This is a genomic window from Paenibacillus glycanilyticus, assembly GCF_030161375.1.
GTDB lineage: Bacteria > Bacillota > Bacilli > Paenibacillales > Paenibacillaceae > Pristimantibacillus > Pristimantibacillus glycanilyticus_B.
In genome coordinates this window covers 70,853-86,914 of sequence record NZ_BSSQ01000012.1, presented here as the reverse complement: position 1 = coordinate 86,914, position 16,062 = coordinate 70,853, and the positions used below count along the sequence as shown (strand labels likewise).

The 16,062-nt window shown below is 49.1% G+C and carries 14 protein-coding genes; all 14 read right to left on the bottom strand.

The features are described from left to right. Nucleotides 1–52: 52 nt before the first annotated feature. Nucleotides 53–799: an elongation factor P 5-aminopentanone reductase gene (gene ymfI, locus QQK89_RS14490; RefSeq protein ID WP_284239285.1), complete on the bottom strand. Its 747-nt coding sequence runs from the start codon at nt 797–799 to the stop codon at nt 53–55. After that, the gene (gene yfmH, locus QQK89_RS14485) at nt 799–2,094 is read right to left on the bottom strand and encodes an EF-P 5-aminopentanol modification-associated protein YfmH (protein ID WP_284239284.1); all 1,296 of its coding nucleotides are present in this window, start codon (nt 2,092–2,094) and stop codon (nt 799–801) included. Before yfmH ends, ymfI begins: the two co-directional genes overlap by 1 nt. Before the next feature lie 6 nt (nt 2,095–2,100). Continuing rightward, nucleotides 2,101–3,327: an EF-P 5-aminopentanol modification-associated protein YfmF gene (yfmF, locus tag QQK89_RS14480; RefSeq protein WP_284239310.1), complete on the bottom strand. Its 1,227-nt coding sequence runs from the start codon at nt 3,325–3,327 to the stop codon at nt 2,101–2,103. Nucleotides 3,328–3,511: 184 nt separating this feature from the next. Further along, nucleotides 3,512–4,309, bottom strand: a complete 798-nt coding sequence (gene sleB / locus QQK89_RS14475; RefSeq protein WP_284239283.1) for a spore cortex-lytic enzyme — start codon at nt 4,307–4,309, stop codon at nt 3,512–3,514. A gap of 107 nt (nt 4,310–4,416) precedes the next feature. Continuing rightward, the gene (locus QQK89_RS14470) at nt 4,417–7,155 is read right to left on the bottom strand and encodes an FtsK/SpoIIIE family DNA translocase (protein ID WP_284239282.1); all 2,739 of its coding nucleotides are present in this window, start codon (nt 7,153–7,155) and stop codon (nt 4,417–4,419) included. A 78-nt stretch (nt 7,156–7,233) separates the two neighbouring features. Further along, entirely contained in the window at nt 7,234–7,461 is a 228-nt protein-coding gene (locus QQK89_RS14465; protein ID WP_284239281.1) for a YlzJ-like family protein, read from the bottom strand. Continuing rightward, a complete protein-coding gene (locus QQK89_RS14460; RefSeq protein ID WP_284239280.1) occupies nt 7,461–8,204 on the bottom strand; it encodes a ClpP family protease in 744 nt (247 codons plus the stop codon). Before QQK89_RS14460 ends, QQK89_RS14465 begins: the two co-directional genes overlap by 1 nt. Nucleotides 8,205–8,336: 132 nt before the next feature. Beyond that, nucleotides 8,337–10,016, bottom strand: coding sequence for a ribonuclease J (locus tag QQK89_RS14455; protein WP_284239279.1), 1,680 nt, complete (start codon nt 10,014–10,016; stop codon nt 8,337–8,339). Between the two features lie 197 nt (nt 10,017–10,213). Then, on the bottom strand, nt 10,214–11,086 hold the full coding sequence (dapA, locus tag QQK89_RS14450; protein WP_284239278.1) for a 4-hydroxy-tetrahydrodipicolinate synthase: 873 nt from the start codon (nt 11,084–11,086) through the stop codon (nt 10,214–10,216). A gap of 26 nt (nt 11,087–11,112) precedes the next feature. Continuing rightward, the gene (gene dapG, locus QQK89_RS14445) at nt 11,113–12,315 is read right to left on the bottom strand and encodes an aspartate kinase (protein WP_284239277.1); all 1,203 of its coding nucleotides are present in this window, start codon (nt 12,313–12,315) and stop codon (nt 11,113–11,115) included. Nucleotides 12,316–12,547: 232 nt separating this feature from the next. Beyond that, the gene (locus tag QQK89_RS14440) at nt 12,548–13,141 is read right to left on the bottom strand and encodes a dipicolinate synthase subunit B (RefSeq protein WP_284239276.1); all 594 of its coding nucleotides are present in this window, start codon (nt 13,139–13,141) and stop codon (nt 12,548–12,550) included. Continuing rightward, complete coding sequence (dpsA, locus tag QQK89_RS14435; protein WP_284239275.1) at nt 13,141–14,037, bottom strand: dipicolinate synthase subunit DpsA; 897 nt, start codon at nt 14,035–14,037, stop codon at nt 13,141–13,143. The genes QQK89_RS14440 and dpsA overlap by 1 nt, the downstream gene beginning before the upstream one ends. Nucleotides 14,038–14,237: 200 nt before the next feature. Further along, nucleotides 14,238–14,681 (bottom strand): dUTP diphosphatase, encoded by a 444-nt coding sequence (gene dut / locus QQK89_RS14430; RefSeq protein ID WP_284239274.1) that lies wholly within the window; start codon nt 14,679–14,681, stop codon nt 14,238–14,240. Next, entirely contained in the window at nt 14,662–15,927 is a 1,266-nt protein-coding gene (locus tag QQK89_RS14425) for a M16 family metallopeptidase (RefSeq protein WP_284239273.1), read from the bottom strand. Before QQK89_RS14425 ends, dut begins: the two co-directional genes overlap by 20 nt. Nucleotides 15,928–16,062: the final 135 nt, after the last annotated feature.

Sequence of the window (16,062 nt, the reverse complement as noted above, 5' to 3'; positions counted from 1 at the left end):
CAACAAAGATTAGTGTGTGTAGAAGCGAAAAGGATTATGCAGCAAGCGGAATTTAAGTATGCCAACCGCCGTTTGGACTAATAACTTGACCCGTTATGTAAGACGATTCCGGTAAAGAAAGGAAATAGACAAGCGAAGCCACTTCATCGGGTTGTCCAAAACGACCAAGCGGAATTTCCTGCTCAAGCGCTGCTTTCTCTTCTTCGTTGAACCCGCTCATCATCATCGTATCCACCGCACCGGGGGCTACCGCGTTAACGGTAACGCCAGATGGCGCTATTTCCTTAGCTAGCGCTTTGGTAAAGGCATTCATACCGCCTTTGGTTGTTGAATACAACACTTCGCAAGATGCGCCTGACATTCCCCATATCGACGAAACGTTAATGATTCTGCCAAAGCGGCTTGCAATCATATGCGGCATGAACAACTGACTGCATAAGAACATGCCTTTGAGGTTAACGGCCATGACATCATCCCATTCCTGCTCGGTGACATCCATCAGCATTCCGTAATGGGAAATACCGCCGTTATTCACGAGTATGTCGGGCAATCGATCATGGGCTTCGAGTTTTTCCTTCATGCGAATAAGCTGTTCCTTGGAACGCAAATCCGCCGAAATCGTCATTACGTTAGCGCCGAGCCTCATGCAAGCTCGAGCTGTTTCGTTGGCCGCTTCATGCGACTCTCGATAATGAATAACGATGTTAAGTCCCTCCGCGGCAAAACGCTGCGCGATGGCAGCGCCGATGCCGCGGCTTCCCCCGGTAATTAACACCGTCATTTCCTTAAATGGCTTCATTAAGCTGGCTGTCCATCCGGCTTCTCGACGATCGAAATCGCCAATTGATTGAAGTCAAAATGCTCGAGCAGCCGTTCGTTCACTTGCTCCAGGGTACAATTCTCGTACAGGGAGATCAGATCAAACATGTCGCTGTCACGGAACCGGTAACGGGTAAATTCGCCGGCTATTGCTTCAGGGGAATTTAGCATCCGCAAGTAACCGCCGATTTTTTTCCGCTTCGACCGTTCAAATGCGGCCGGTTCAATGCCCGTGCGGAGCGCTTCTTCAACCGCTTCGCGGATTTTGTTCAACAGTTCATCCGGGTTAGGCGTATCGCCGCCAATAACCGAGAAGGCATAGTCGGTGCTAACATTAAATTCCGTTCCGAACGAATCGGAAATTAAATTTTGCTCATACAAGTCCTGATACAGAGCAGAGCTAGCCCCAAACAACGCATCAAGCATCAGCTTGGAGGTCACTTCGTGCTCTAATAGAGCATCGCCTGCAAGACCTACTTGCTTCTCTTTGAATCCGAACATCACTTTAGGAAGCGACACCGGCAGCTTCGTCACTTTGCGAGGCATTTTTACGCTTTCCGGCTCGTGCTCGAAGAAACGTTTGATTTCGCCTTGCGGTTTAAACGTTTTGCCGGCTTGATTATTGCGAACCAGCTCGAACACTTCCTCCGCTTTTACGCCGCCCACGACAAACAACAGCATATTGGACGGATGATAAAACGTTTCGTAGCAACGGTACAAGGTTTCCTTATCGATCTGATAGATCGATTCCACCGTTCCCGCAATATCGATATGAATCGGATGCGTATGATACATCGCGTCAATGAGACCGAAGTATACGCGCCAGTCCGGATTGTCTTTGTACATATTGATTTCTTGCGCAATAATGCCCTTCTCTTTATCCACGTTCTGATCTGTGAAGTAAGGGTTTTGAACAAAATCAATCAAGGTTTCAAGGTTAGCCGGAATTTGCTCCGTCGCCGAGAACAGATAAACCGTACGGTCAAAGCTTGTAAAAGCGTTCGCCGAAGCACCTTGCGAAGCAAAGGTAGCAAAGATGTCGCCTGTTGGTTCTTCGAACATTTTGTGCTCAAGGAAATGTGCGATCCCATCCGGGACCCGAACCGGCTCATCATTTCCAACGGCAAATTTATTGTCTACGGAACCATATTTAGTCGCAAATGTGGCATAGGTCTTCTGAAAGCCTTCCTTCGGCAAGACGATCACTTCGAGGCCGTTATCCAGCACTTCGCGGTATAGCGTTTCCTGAACGCCTTTGTAGTCGAGTGTCTCCATTGCCGCTTACGCCTCCTTCTGGTCTCGCAAAAAGTATATCGTATCCAGTTGCGCGAGTTCCGCAACCCGAACGATATCCTCTGCTGTTACGGCTTCGATCTGGTCAAGCAACTGCTGTGCCGTTCTTTCCTTGCCGGACAGGACGGCGTTAAAGTCATAGGCGATCATTTCGTAAGCGGAATCTTGCAATTCCCGCAAATGGTTGGCGATCATTGCTTTTGTCTGATTCATTTCAAGCTCGCTCAGCTGGCCTTGGCGCATGCTTTCGAGCTGCTCTTTAATAATGGTAACCGCCTTCTCATAATTGGCGATCTCAATTCCGGACTGAATCGTGAGAAGCCCTTTGTGTCCGTCAAGCCTGGAAGCCGCATAATAAGCAAGGCTCTCCTTCTCCCGGACATTCAGAAATAGCTTCGAATGCGGATAACCGCCCAGAATGCCGTTATACATTAAGGAAGCCGCATATTGATCGTCGCCATATCCGACATTGGTACGCAGCCCCATATTCAGCTTGCCTTGATTAACATCCATCCGGTCAATGACGGTTTTGACATTGCGGACTTCATGGACGATTGTAGGAACGGAATAGCTAGCCGGTGTCCCATCATCGATTCGGAAGGCTTCCTTCGCTAGCGCCGCAACTTCCTCCATGCTTGTATCGCCTACAACATATAGATCAAAAGCAGCTTCATTCAGCCACTGTTTATATTGCTCATACAAAGATTCCGATGTAATGGATGCGATCTCATCCAGCTTGCCCAGCGGGTGCAGCCGGTAAGGCTCATTCGCGCACATTTCCTCCATGCAGCGTTCAGCCGCATAACGGATTTTATCGTTCACGATCGATTCCAAACGCTTGGTCAAGGTTTGTTTCTCGGCATCTACGTATTTGCGGCGGAATACGCCGTCTTCCGTCACCGGTTCCGTTACAACCTCGCCAAGAAACCGCAAGGAAGAACTAAGCAGAGGAACATCGGATGATACAAAATGGTCATTAATAACATCCATGCGAAATTGGACGATTTGGGAATCGCCTCTTTTATATACGTCAAATCCGAAGCCAGCGCCATATAGATCATCGAGCCTTTCCCGGAAAGCCTTCGTTTCGGGAGTCGACACTGTCCCGCGGCGCAAGACAAACGGGGTAAGTGCGGTCTTTGTTACAGCGTTTTCAGATAAAGGCAATCCTGCAAAAAGCGATATCGCAAACGTCTTGAATCGTTTGGTAGGCATCACATGTAGCCTGATCCGGCCAATTTGACCTCTTTCGAATAATGTCACTTCCGTTTGCTCCTTCCGAGTAAAATGGAATATAGTAAATGTATTCCATTTTCAAGCTTCCTATACCATTCTAACCGATACGAAATGGAAGAAGCAACCTGCCTGCCCAAGGCAGAAAGGCTGCTTCTCCTAACCGTTACATACAGAAAATATGCTTGCCGATTGTTTTCACTTGCGGTCTGGACCAGATCCATTTGGATGTGGCTGTTTCCGGGTTGAAGTAATAGGTGCAACCGCCTGTAGGATCCCAACCGTTTATGGCATCTTGTACGGCTTTGCGTGCCGACTCATTGGGAGTCAACCAGATTTGGCCATCGGCCACCGCCGTAAAGGCTAGCGGCTGGAAAATAACGCCGGATACCGTATTCGGGAAGCTTGGCGATTTCACGCGGTTCAAAATAACGGCGGCTACCGCAACCTGACCCTCGTAAGGCTCGCCTCGCGACTCGCCGTAGACGGCGTTCGCCATGATCTTCAAATCACTCTCTGAAAACCCCAAATTATTAGACTTTGAAGGTTGATCGCCACTATTGGAACCGCTGTCCGTATTGCCCGATGAACCTGAGCCTGACGAACCAGAGTTTCCGCTACCGGAATCCGCAGCTGAAGGCTTCCAGTTTTTTGTAGCTTCCCATAACTTCAGTTTGGTTTTTGCCCCAACAATACCGTCGGATTTCATGCCGAATTTCCACTGGAACCAAGTGACGGCATTTTTGGTTTTGGTACCGAAACTTCCGTCGATCTTGCCGTCATAATAGCCCAAGTATTTAAGTCTTCCCTGCAGTTCATATACATCGGAACCGGAGGATCCTACCGTTAATGTTGCATTGCTGAACGTTGGTTTTGCGTCATCCAGCGAATACCGCTGGAGTGAATACATTCCGAACAATACCGTCACGATGATGGTAGTCACGACAATTAATCGATTTTTCATCAGGAATCTGCCTTTCTCTTGCAAGTTAGTCCGCGATTAGCTGCGTTACCTAACTCTAGTATGAGAAGGGATTCCTGCTTCTATTCATCAAACCTGGGATTGCGAGGTCAGGATGAAATTCGATTCGCCTGATATTGCTCGATTGACATTAGAACTTCCCTTGGCTTGCTGCCTTCATATGGGCCTACAATCCCGCGCGCCTCCATCTGATCGACAAGTCTTGCCGCGCGTGTATATCCAACCCTCATGCGGCGCTGAAGCAGCGATACGGAAGCTTGCTTGGCTTCCAGTACAATCTGGACGGCTTGATCGTACAGCTCATCCAGTATTTCTTCCGGATCGGTTGATTCCTCCTCAACTTCAGGAACCAAATCCTCCTTGTATTCCGCCTCTCCTTGGCCTCTTGCGTACTCCACGAGCGCTTCAACCTCTTGGTCGGACAAAAAGGCGCCTTGAACGCGAATCGGCTTCGACATCCCTACCGGCAAATACAACATATCTCCCCGGCCGAGCAGCTTCTCGGCGCCAACCATATCCAGAATGGTACGGGAGTCCACCTGCGAAGATACGCCAAAGGCAATACGTGATGGAATATTGGCCTTGATTACGCCGGTAATAACATCAACTGACGGACGTTGCGTAGCAATGATGAGATGAATACCCGCGGCACGCGCCATTTGGGCAAGCCGCGCGATGGAATCCTCCACATCGTTGGAAGCAACCATCATCAAATCGGCCAACTCGTCTACAATAACTACGATGTATGGCAAGACGGCTTTAGGATTGTCGGCCATGAGGGCATTATATCCTTCGATGTTACGCGTACTGGACTTGGAGAACAGCTCGTAACGCTTCTCCATTTCAACAACGATTTTCTTCAAAGCAAGCGCAGCTCTTCTAGGATCCGTCACGACCGGAGCCAGCAAATGAGGTATCCCGTTATAAATATTTAATTCGACCATCTTTGGATCGACCATTAAAAACTTGACTTCGTCTGGAGCCGCTTTGTACAAAATACTGGTAATTATGCCGTTAATACAAACGGATTTACCCGAACCCGTTGCGCCGGCTACCAGAAGATGGGGCATTCTAGCCAGGTTGCCGATAATCGGCTGCCCGGAAATATCCCGGCCAAAAGCAATCGACAGCTTGGAAGGCGCGTTCTGGAAGGTAGCGGTCTCCATAACCTCGCGCATCGTTACGACGGACACTTCCATATTCGGAACTTCAATGCCGATTGCGGATTTGCCCGGAATAGGAGCTTCCATCCGGATATCCTTGGCTGCTAACGCCAAAGCGATATCGTCTGTTAAGCTGACAATCCGGCTAACCTTAACGCCTGTCGCAGGCTGTACTTCATAACGCGTTACGGCCGGGCCTCTAACCACGTCAAGCACTTTTGCACGTACGCCAAAGCTTTCGAGGGTCGCTTCCAGCTTGCGTTTGGAATCCATGGCATCCGTACCGTCGCCTCCTCTTGCCATCAGGCTTGGTTTGGCGAGCAAAGAAAACGGCGGAAGCAAATAAGGCTTCTTGACCGGCACGTCCGATGCCGGCTGGTGTATGCCGGTTGTTGCCGTCGCAGAATTCTCCTCCATGATGCCTTCTTGAATATCCTGTTCAACGACAACGTCTTGTCCGGCAGCTGGATCAGACGTATCCGGCAGGTCTATGTCTTCCGGGTACCGGGCAGGGTCTGCTGAAGGTGTTATGTATTCCTCAGGTTCATCTTCCTCGTATGAATCAGTACGCGGAACGATTCTAGTCACGACAACAGGCATTTCCTCTTCCTCGAGTTCATCGTGAACCGGGTATACAGGCGATGGCGCCGGGGCCGCGCTGGCACGCCCGGGCTTTTGTTCCCAAGGCGGTAGTTCGTCCTCATCCTGTTGCGGCTTGGCAAAAGAGTCTACTTCTCCGTTACGATCCCATTCATCATCCCATGCCCCGCTATTTGCCCAGTGAGGCTTCGCGCTTTGCTGCTGGCCTCCATGATATTGTTCTTCGTTCATGGACCAATCATCTTGGGCTGACTGCGCAACTTGCTGGTTCTCCTGCTCCTGATTTCGCCAGGAGAAGAACAAAGACTTCTTGCGTCTGGACGGCAAAGCCGCCGTATAATCATCATCGTCATCATCATCAATGGCATCCGATTGTACGAACACCGGTGGCTGCGTTTTCTTCGTTGATTTGGCAGAGGTTCGAAGCGCTGCGCTTCTGGACCATTTGGCCGATAGCAGCTTATACAGCCTGATCGTCTTGTCTCTTCCGATTCGAGCAAGTTCCACATAGGATTTGCCGGTAAGCAGCATAATCGAGATTGCGTACATGACCCCTGCAATCAACTTGGAGCCGAAATAGCCGAATAACGAAAACAACATCGAATATTCAATGGCGCCGATGTAGCCTCCGCTTATCGCCCGTTGGCTGATTGGCCGATCATCCGTACTGTCGAAGGCAAGCAATTCGTCTTTGACGTCTTGACTGAGTTGACTGAGAATAAATCTGCCCGTTACATCCGACGTTGGCAGAAGCTTGCGGTCAATTTCCGCAATGCTGCTAGATAACACAAGAGCTAACACAAATACAATTAGGCCTGTCCGCCGGTTGGTCCAACCGCGCGGCCAAGCCCTCTTGACCATAACGACTAATCCTACATAAATGCCAACCAATGCCAACACAAAATAAAACTTGCCGAGGAAGACCCCAAACAGCTTGGACAAGGAACGGCCCACGGTTGCTTCTCCCGATAATGCAATAACCGAAACCGTGATGAGTAAAATACCGTAAACTTCATATTTTAATTGGGTTGCTATCGATTTTTTCTTCCGTCTTTTCTTAGCCAATGATTCGTCACCTCTGGCATACATTATACCATAGGTGGACAAATGTTCCTATTGGACATAAGAACCTTTGTGCGTATTTTATTTCTCCGGAGGTTGTCCAAACATGACGAATTGGCCCGGAGAAAGTTCCGGCTTCAAGTAATCCTCCAAGGAACATTGGATTAATCGGACGATTTTCCCCATTCCCGGCGCGACTGGCTGAACCTGCATGAACACTCCGTTTACCCATACCTCTTGCGAGGGAATCGGCTCTGCATTTATACCGTCCAAGACTGCTTCAAGCGGCATTATCGTGTAGAAAGTCATTAGTTATACACCCCCGGTTGGGCTGCTGGCTTGCGCTCGGCAATGCGGCGGTTCAATTCCCTCAAGGCATCTCCAAGACCGCCCACCGCATCAATGAGACCGTGCTTCACCGCATCGGAACCAATAACGGTTGTACCGATATCTCTTGTAAGCTCACCGGTCTTAAACATAAGTTCTTTGAATGTTTCCTCCGATACATTTGAGTGCATGGTTACAAATCTTAGAATACGTTCCTGCATTTTATCCAGATACTCGAACGTTTGAGGTACGCCGATGACGAGACCGTTCAACCGGATCGGATGGATAGTCATCGTTGCCGTAGCCGCGATAAATGACATATTGCCCGCTACCGCAATCGGAACACCGATGGAATGGCCTCCTCCAAGCACTAATGTAACGGTTGGTTTCGATAACGATGAGATCATCTCCGCAATGGCAAGTCCCGCTTCAACGTCTCCGCCAACTGTATTTAGTACAATGAGAATTCCTTCGATTTTCGGATTTTGCTCCGCAGCCACTAATTGCGGGATCAAATGCTCATATTTGGTCGTCTTATTTTGAGGAGGCAGAACAATATGCCCTTCCACCTGGCCTATAATCGTCATGCAAAAAATGTTGGATTCGGATGCAGGCGTTGCTGTCTGCCCTAATTGTTGTATGGTTTCTACGATACTGTTTTGTTTTTTCTTCTCCGTTTCCGCCGGCTCCGGTTGCGGCGGTTGTCCTTCGTTTAATAAATGCATGCAAAATCCCCCTCATCGTAAATGCTCGTCATAGTATGAGGTGGAATGGCGAATTTATACCGCATTACACGCAAAAAAGAACGTTCCGGGCAGGCGTTAATCTCCTCTTCCCTGAACGTTCTTCCTATAAGTTCACACTTCCATTATGATCGGTAAAATCATTGGCCGTCTTCTTGTCTGTTCATATAAGAAACGCCCTAGGGCATCTTTGACGTTTGTTTTGAGCGAAGCCCATTCATTCACTTTATCGTGCATCAGCTTATTCAGCGTCGAAATAACGATCTTGTTCGCTTCGTCTAGGAGCGTTTCCGATTCCCGGACGTATACGAATCCGCGCGAGATGATATCCGGTCCCGAAACGATTGAACCGCCGTCTTGTTTGCTGATTGTAACAACCACCACAAGAATGCCGTCTTGGGATAACAGCTTGCGGTCACGCAACACGATATTGCCGACATCTCCAACGCCTAAGCCGTCGATAAGGATGTTCCCTGCTTGTACTTTGGAGCCTTTTCTAGCCAGACCATCTTGAAATTCAACCGTCTCGCCATTATCTATAACAAAAATATGATTGCGGTCAATCCCTACGGCTTCGCCAAGCTGGGCATGTTGCCGGAGCATCCGGTATTCGCCATGGATCGGTATGAAATATTTCGGCTTGATTAAATTCAGCATCAGCTTCAATTCTTCCTGGCTTCCGTGACCTGAGACGTGAACGCCGGATACGGAACCCGGCCCATAAATAACATGCGCTCCCAGGCGGAATAGCTCATCGACAGTTCTTCCCACGTAACGCTCGTTCCCCGGAATTGGCGTTGCCGCTATAATAACGGTATCACCAGGCAAAATATCTACTTTGCGATGAGTCGAACGCGCCATTCTTGTCAATGCGGACATCGGTTCACCTTGACTGCCCGTGCACAAGATCACTACGCGATCAGCCGCCAGCTTGTTTATTTCCTCGGGTTCAATGATCATTCCATCCGGAATTTGTAAATAACCAAGCTCGGAAGCAATCGCAACAACATTCACCATACTGCGGCCCACAACGGCTACATGGCGATCTGTAGCAATCGCCGCGTTAATTACTTGTTGAATCCGGTGTACGTTGGAAGCGAAGGTTGCGACAACAACCCGCTGTGTGGATTTATGAAAAATATCTTCCAGCTCTTCGCCGACATTCTTCTCCGAAGGCGTATAACCGGGTCGTTCAGCATTTGTACTGTCCGACAGCAAGGCAAGCACTCCCCTGCTGCCGATCTCCGCCATGCGTTGCAAATCCGCGTATTGGTCATTGACCGGCGTATAATCGAATTTAAAATCCCCGGTGTGAACGATTGTTCCTTCCGGTGTATCAAGCGCAATACCGATAGAATCCGGTATACTATGATTGGTCCTGAAAAAGCTTGCCTTAATCGTTCCAAGCTGCACCTCGGAATCCGCGTCGATCACAATCCGTTTGGTCTCCCCGAGCAGTCCTGCTTCCTTCAGCTTGCTCTCAATCAAGCCTAACGTAAGCTTGGTACCATAGACCGGTACATTCAGCTGCTTCAATACATAGGACAATCCGCCAATATGATCTTCATGGCCATGCGTAATAAGGAAAGCCCGCACCTTCTCCCGATTTTCAATCAAATAAGTGATATCCGGGATAACGATATCGATGCCCAGCATATCTTCCTCGGGGAATTTCAGACCCACGTCCACAACGACAATATCATTCGCATATTGAATGACATACATGTTTTTGCCTATTTCGCCAACGCCGCCAAGAGCAAATACGAGCAGCTTATCCTGATTTTTCTTCGACAAGTGCTTCCCTCCTTCGAATTCAACCATTCTCTGCGCAAGACAATTGTATGAATTTTCCGACCGTTTCACTTGACCTCATTATACATGATGAAAAAGATGGAAAACAAGGTGAAACAACTGCCGGCAAGTCCTCTGCCATGAACGCAAAAAAGCAGGCGGAGACAACTCTCCGCCTGCTTGATTTGGAATAGGTAAGATTAGACCAGCTTGCTAATAAAAGCAGCCTCGGCTTCGCTTGGAGCAACCAGCGGCAATCTTACTCCGCCAACCGGCAATCCGCGCAGACCAAGCGCATACTTCACGGCAACCGGGTTAGGTACCGGATGCGGGCATTCGAATAACCCTTTAAATACCGGGTAACATTCCGCATGGAGCTTTGCTGCTTGCTTCACATCCCCGTTTAAATACGATTCAATAAGCTGCTTCATCTTCGCGCCGATAATATGGCTCGCTACACTAACGATGCCGTATCCGCCGATCGCAAGCGTAGGAAGCGTCGCGCTGTCATCTCCGCTGTATACTTTGAAGCTCTCAGGAGCTGCAGCAATAATGAGGGACAGCTGGTCAGAGGAAGCACAATCTTTCGTTGCAACAACATTGTCCAGTTCCGCAAGCCGGAGGGTGGTCTCAACGGAAATGTTGATTCCGGTACGTCCTGGCACGTTGTACAGCACCACGGGTAATTTGGTAGATTCAGCGATTGCTTTGAAGTGTTGGTACAAACCTTCCTGATTTGGCTTGTTGTAGTACGGCGCTACAAGCAGCAATCCGTCTACGCCGGCGTCTTCCGCGACCTTGGACAAATGAATCGAGTGAGCCGTGTTATTGCTTCCGGTTCCCGCAATAATTTTGCACCGGCCAGCTGCGCGTTTAACGGCATAACGGAACAATTCCGCTTTCTCATCTTCAGTAAGGGTCGGGGATTCCCCCGTTGTACCAGATACAACAAGCGAGTCGCTTTGCTGTTCTTCAATCAAATAATCGATCAGTCGACCGGTCGTGTCCCAGTCGATTTGACCGTTCTCATCAAAAGGCGTGACCATTGCCGTAATTAATCTACCAAATTCCATTGTTATGACCTCCTGATTGAAACGTCTTATATATGAAGCTCAAACTTCGCGTGAAGTGCTCTAACCGCCTTCACCATATCTTCTTCTTTCACCAATACCCAGATCGTTGTATTGGAGTCCGCAGATTGCATGATCGTGATACCTTCTTCGGTTAAGGCCTCTACAATTCGAGCCATAACGCCAGGCACGCCATTCATCCCTCCGCCAATAACGGATACTTTGGCGCAGCCGCGAACGGCTTTGGGTTCATACCCGCATTCCTGAAGAACGGATACAGCCCGGTCTGCGTCATGATCAAAAACCGTGTACATCGCGCCGCTAGGCGTGACGTTAATGAAATCAACGCTGATATGATGTCTGGCCATCGTCTGGAATACTTGAAGCTGAACATCATTTCTGCCTTCGATAGCTTTAACCGAAATTTGGGTAACGCCGGAAACGTGTGCAATCCCTGTTGCTTGCCGGTCTGCAACCGGTGACAAGACCGCATCGGACACAAGAGTCCCCTCTTCGCTGGAGAAGGTTGATCGTACGCGAACCGGAATTCTTGCCTGCTGCGCAATCTCGACGGCGCGGGGATGAATGACTTTTGCCCCTTGGCGAGCCATGTTGCAAATCTCCGCATAACTTACGATTTGCAGCGGCTTCGCATTCTCGACAATCCGGGGATCCGCGGTCAATATGCCGTTCACGTCCGTATAGATATCCACCATTTCAGCACGCAATGCGGCCCCTATCGCTGTAGCCGATGTATCGCTGCCGCCCCGGCCAAGCGTTGTCATGTCTCCGCTTTCCGTGCTTCCTTGAAAACCCGTTACAATAACGACCTTGCCATCGCCCAAATGCTGCAAAACCTTCTCGGGACGAAGCTCTTTGATGCGGGCTTGGCCGTATTGATCATCTGTAATAATTCCTGCTTGGCCGCCGTTTAATACGACCGATGGTATCCCTTCAGAGCAAAGCAAACTGCACAAAGCCGCGGCCGAGATAATCTCTCCGCAACCGAGCAGCATATCCCGCTCCCTCGCAGGCAGCTTGTCACCGTTATTTCGGATCAGTTGGAGCAAGGTATCCGTTGCATAAGGATCCCCTGTACGCCCCATGGCCGATACAACGACAACTACGCTGTAGCCGTTTGCGAGCTCTCTAGCAATATGTTGAAGACATAAGCTTCTAGCATGATCGGTCGAAAGTGAAGTGCCCCCGAATTTTTGTACCAGGATGCGCATTGCAGTCTTTCCTCCGTAACCGATACAAAGATGTCTTAAAATGAGTTTGAATATGAAGCAGACATCTTTCCCGATCGTAGTTGTTTTTTTGTTGTTGCACTAGTTGCGCAATTCGGATTGCCAATTAAGGCAAAACAAGCGGCGTAATCGAACGTCAGATTCCGGCTTAATCGCCAGCGCCTAACCTCTTTCGCCGCCTGCATGTGATAGATGATACATCTATTAGAGCATTTTAGTAATTAAACCGCTCAATCAGTAACGGCTGCAGCTGTTTCCCTTCCAGGGCTGCTTCGCAAGCTTCCAGCGCAAGATCCATTCTCGCGACAAGCGAATTAGGCTTTTGAACCGGATTATCTTGGCCAAACGGCACAAAATAAATATTTTTAGCTACTAACAGCTTTGCAATATTAGCAGCATTAAGCCCGAGACCATCATTCGTTGAAATGGCAAGTACGAGAGGTCTTAAGTTACGCATTTGAGCCTTCGCAGCCATCAGTACCGCGCTATCCGTAATGGCATTTGCTAGTCTGCTGGTTGTGCTACCTGTACAAGGCGCAATCAACAGGACGTCAAACAGCTTAGACGGACCAAGAGGTTCAGCCTGCACAATGGTCGAAATAATCTCGTTGCCGGTGATCGCCTTCAGCTGCGTCTGCCATTCTTCAGACGTTCCGAATCGCGTGTCTGTTGTCATAATGGTCTGCGATACAATCGGCACCACATTTGCGCCAGCATCCACAAACCGCTTAATTTGCGGCATAATCTCCGCTAAAGTACAGTGCGAGCCAGACAGCGCGTACCCGACTGTTTTTCCAGTCCAATCCATTACCCATTCCCCCGCTTTATCGAATCGTCCGTGATCAACTGAGTTAAGCAATCCGCTATGATTCGTCCAGCTGTTTTGGGTGCGACGATACCGGGGAGTCCGGGCGCGAGTATCGCTTTCATGCCTCTCTTCTCGGCGAAGCGGAAATCAGTTCCGCCCGGCTTCGTAGCAAGGTCAATAATAACGCATCGCGAGGGCAAATTTGCTATAATTTGCGCTGTGACTATCATAGTCGGAATTGTATTAAAAAGCAAGTCAATATTACCCGTATTTTGGAGTAGTTGACTTGTGTAAAACGGCACAAACCCCATCTCGGCAGCTCTTGCAAAATGCTCGCTCCGCCTTACTCCCACAAGCACTTTGGCGCCAAGATTCTGCAAAGTTCTAGCCATGGTGAATCCTGTTCTGCCAAATCCCAATACCATACTGGTTGATCCATGTATCGTAATGTCCGTATTCTGAATGGCCATCATAATGGCCCCTTCTGCCGTCGGAATGGAGTTATAGATAGCGACATCATCCCTATCAAAAAGCTCAACAAGACCGATTTGATGCTTCTCGCAAAGCTCCCGCAAATAGGGCTTTGCCATTCCGGCATATACCTTGCAATGCTTTGGCAGCCGAGCGATATGCTGATCCTCCAGCCGCATCCCCCGGTCACTGAATACAGCATGAATATTGCCGTTGTCGTCCGTGCCTACTGCAGGCAGCAGCAGTGCATCAACATCATCAAAAAAGCTCTCGTCAAATTCGGCATGCACTGCGCCGTCTAAGGAAGAATGCAATCCGTCAAAGCCGGATACGGTAACCGTTGCATCCAGCTCACTTAACTTGCGGATGACTTCCAGCTGTCTCGCATCGCCTCCCAGCAGCAGTATTTGAACGCCTGTTAGCATGTAGGCTTCACTCCTTTCTGCGCACTAGTTATAGACCATCTTATGCCCTGCGCCCAGAATGGTGAAAACCAATATTTCGAAACGCAAGGTGAATCGGTTTCGCTATCCTTTATTTGGTGAAGCTTATAATCCTTAGAACGCAAAAAAGCACCAAACCAAGGTTAAAAACCTGGTTTGGTGCTTTTGAAGGCCATATTGGGTTACACGCCGGTATGCCCAAAGCCCCCGGCGCCGCGGACCGTGTCCGGCAATTCATCCGCTTCGGAGATCGTGATCTCCGGCAGCTGCTGGATAACCATCTGGGCGATTCGCTCGCCGCGGTTGATCGTAAACGGCTCTTGGCCGTGATTAATAAGAAGTACCTTTACTTCTCCGCGATAATCCGCATCGATTGTACCCGGGGAGTTTAAGCAAGTAATGCCATGCTTAAACGCCAGACCGCTTCTGGGACGCACCTGTGCTTCAACCTGTGCCGGCATTGCCATCGCAAGTCCTGTAGGAATCAGCTTGCGTTCTCCTGGCGCCAGCACGACAGGCTCGGTCACAGCAGCTTGCAGATCGAAGCCTGCTGCCCACTCCGACATTTTGCTTGGTAAAGCGATATCTTCATTGCCTGCCAGTCTCTTAAACAGAATTTGAAACAAAACGATCCCTCCCGATCTGTGCTGCAGCTTTATCGTTTGTTCCAACCATGGCAACGGCAAACGGCACGGACAACATCCGCTTCGTTACTTCGCGTACATCATTCATCGTGACATTGTCGATTCTTTGCAGCATTTCGTCTAATGTATAGTGTCTTCCAATCATCAGTTCGTTTTTGCCGAGTCGATTCATACGGCTGCTTGTGCTTTCCAGGCTAAGAATCAAGCTGCCTTTCAGCTGCTCTTTGCCGCGGTGTAATTCTTCGTCGCTTAAGCCTTGGACCGACAATTCTTCCATTTGCTCCAGCGTCAGATCAAGAACCTCTTTGGTCTGCTTGGGCGCAGTGCCCGCGTACACGGTGAACAGACCGCTGTCGGCGTAAGAGGTATGGTAGGAATACACCGAATAGGCCAATCCCCGCTTCTCGCGAATTTCTTGGAACAAGCGGGAGCTCATGCCTCCGCCTAACGCATTGTTCAACAAGATCATTGCGTACAGCTGCGGATCGGAAATCGAACAACCGGGGAACGACAAGCAAAGATGGTTTTGTTCGGTCTTTTTCTTGAAGAAAACATAATCGCCGTGGAACGTTGGAGCCGTTACGAGGCTGCTTGTTCCTTTATTCTGGAACCGTCCGAAATATTTCTCTAATAGAGCCAGCAGCTTGCTTTCTTCTACATTGCCGGCAACGCTGATTACGGTGTTGTCGATCGTATATGTATCTTTCATATAACCGCGTAGCGAATCCGAATTCATGGCTGTCAGCCGCTCTTCCAGTCCGAGAATTGAATAGGCAAGCGGATGGTCGCCATAAGCGGCGCGGGAAGATTCATCATGGACCTTATCATCCGGCGTATCTTCGTACATCGAAATTTCTTCCAGAATGACATTTTTTTCTTTAGCCAATTCTTCCGCATCAAGCTTTGATTCGAAGAACATATCGGAGAGCGCATCTACGGCAAGAGGCAGATGCTCATCCAGTACCTTAGCGAAGTAACACGTATACTCTTTGGATGTAAAAGCATTCACATTACCGCCAATTCCATCGAACAAATCGGCAATGTCTTTTGCTGTACGGCCGTTTGTGCCTTTGAATAACATATGTTCGACGAAATGGGATACCCCGTTGTTCTCAGGTGTTTCATTCCTGGAACCAGTCTTAACCCAAATGCCGAAGGATACCGACCGGAATGTCGGCAAATATTCCACAACGACGCGGAGGCCGTTGCTGAGCGTGTATTTGTTCACATTGTATCCTCCTAAAATGAATTGGCACCTAAAAGGTGAATTTGCTACCGTTTGTGACGATTCATGCTTCGTAAGCATGAGCTTAATGAATTGGCACCTAACGGCTTCGTAAGCATGAGCTGAACATGAATGCTT

Bases quoted from the DNA above. Each gene is read 5' to 3' on its own strand.
- QQK89_RS14465 (WP_284239281.1), bottom strand. From the start codon at position 7,461: ATGACTTTCTACACGATAATGCCGCTTGAAGCAGTCTTGGACGGTATA.
- sleB (WP_284239283.1), bottom strand. From the start codon at position 4,309: ATGAAAAATCGATTAATTGTCGTGACTACCATCATCGTGACGGTATTG.
- yfmH (WP_284239284.1), bottom strand. From the start codon at position 2,094: ATGGAGACACTCGACTACAAAGGCGTTCAGGAAACGCTATACCGCGAA.
- QQK89_RS14460 (WP_284239280.1), bottom strand. From the start codon at position 8,204: ATGCATTTATTAAACGAAGGACAACCGCCGCAACCGGAGCCGGCGGAA.
- dapA (WP_284239278.1), bottom strand. From the start codon at position 11,086: ATGGAATTTGGTAGATTAATTACGGCAATGGTCACGCCTTTTGATGAG.
- ymfI (WP_284239285.1), bottom strand. From the start codon at position 799: ATGAAGCCATTTAAGGAAATGACGGTGTTAATTACCGGGGGAAGCCGC.
- QQK89_RS14440 (WP_284239276.1), bottom strand. From the start codon at position 13,141: ATGGATTGGACTGGAAAAACAGTCGGGTACGCGCTGTCTGGCTCGCAC.
- dapG (WP_284239277.1), bottom strand. From the start codon at position 12,315: ATGCGCATCCTGGTACAAAAATTCGGGGGCACTTCACTTTCGACCGAT.
- yfmF (WP_284239310.1), bottom strand. From the start codon at position 3,327: ATGCCTACCAAACGATTCAAGACGTTTGCGATATCGCTTTTTGCAGGA.
- dpsA (WP_284239275.1), bottom strand. From the start codon at position 14,037: ATGCTAACAGGCGTTCAAATACTGCTGCTGGGAGGCGATGCGAGACAG.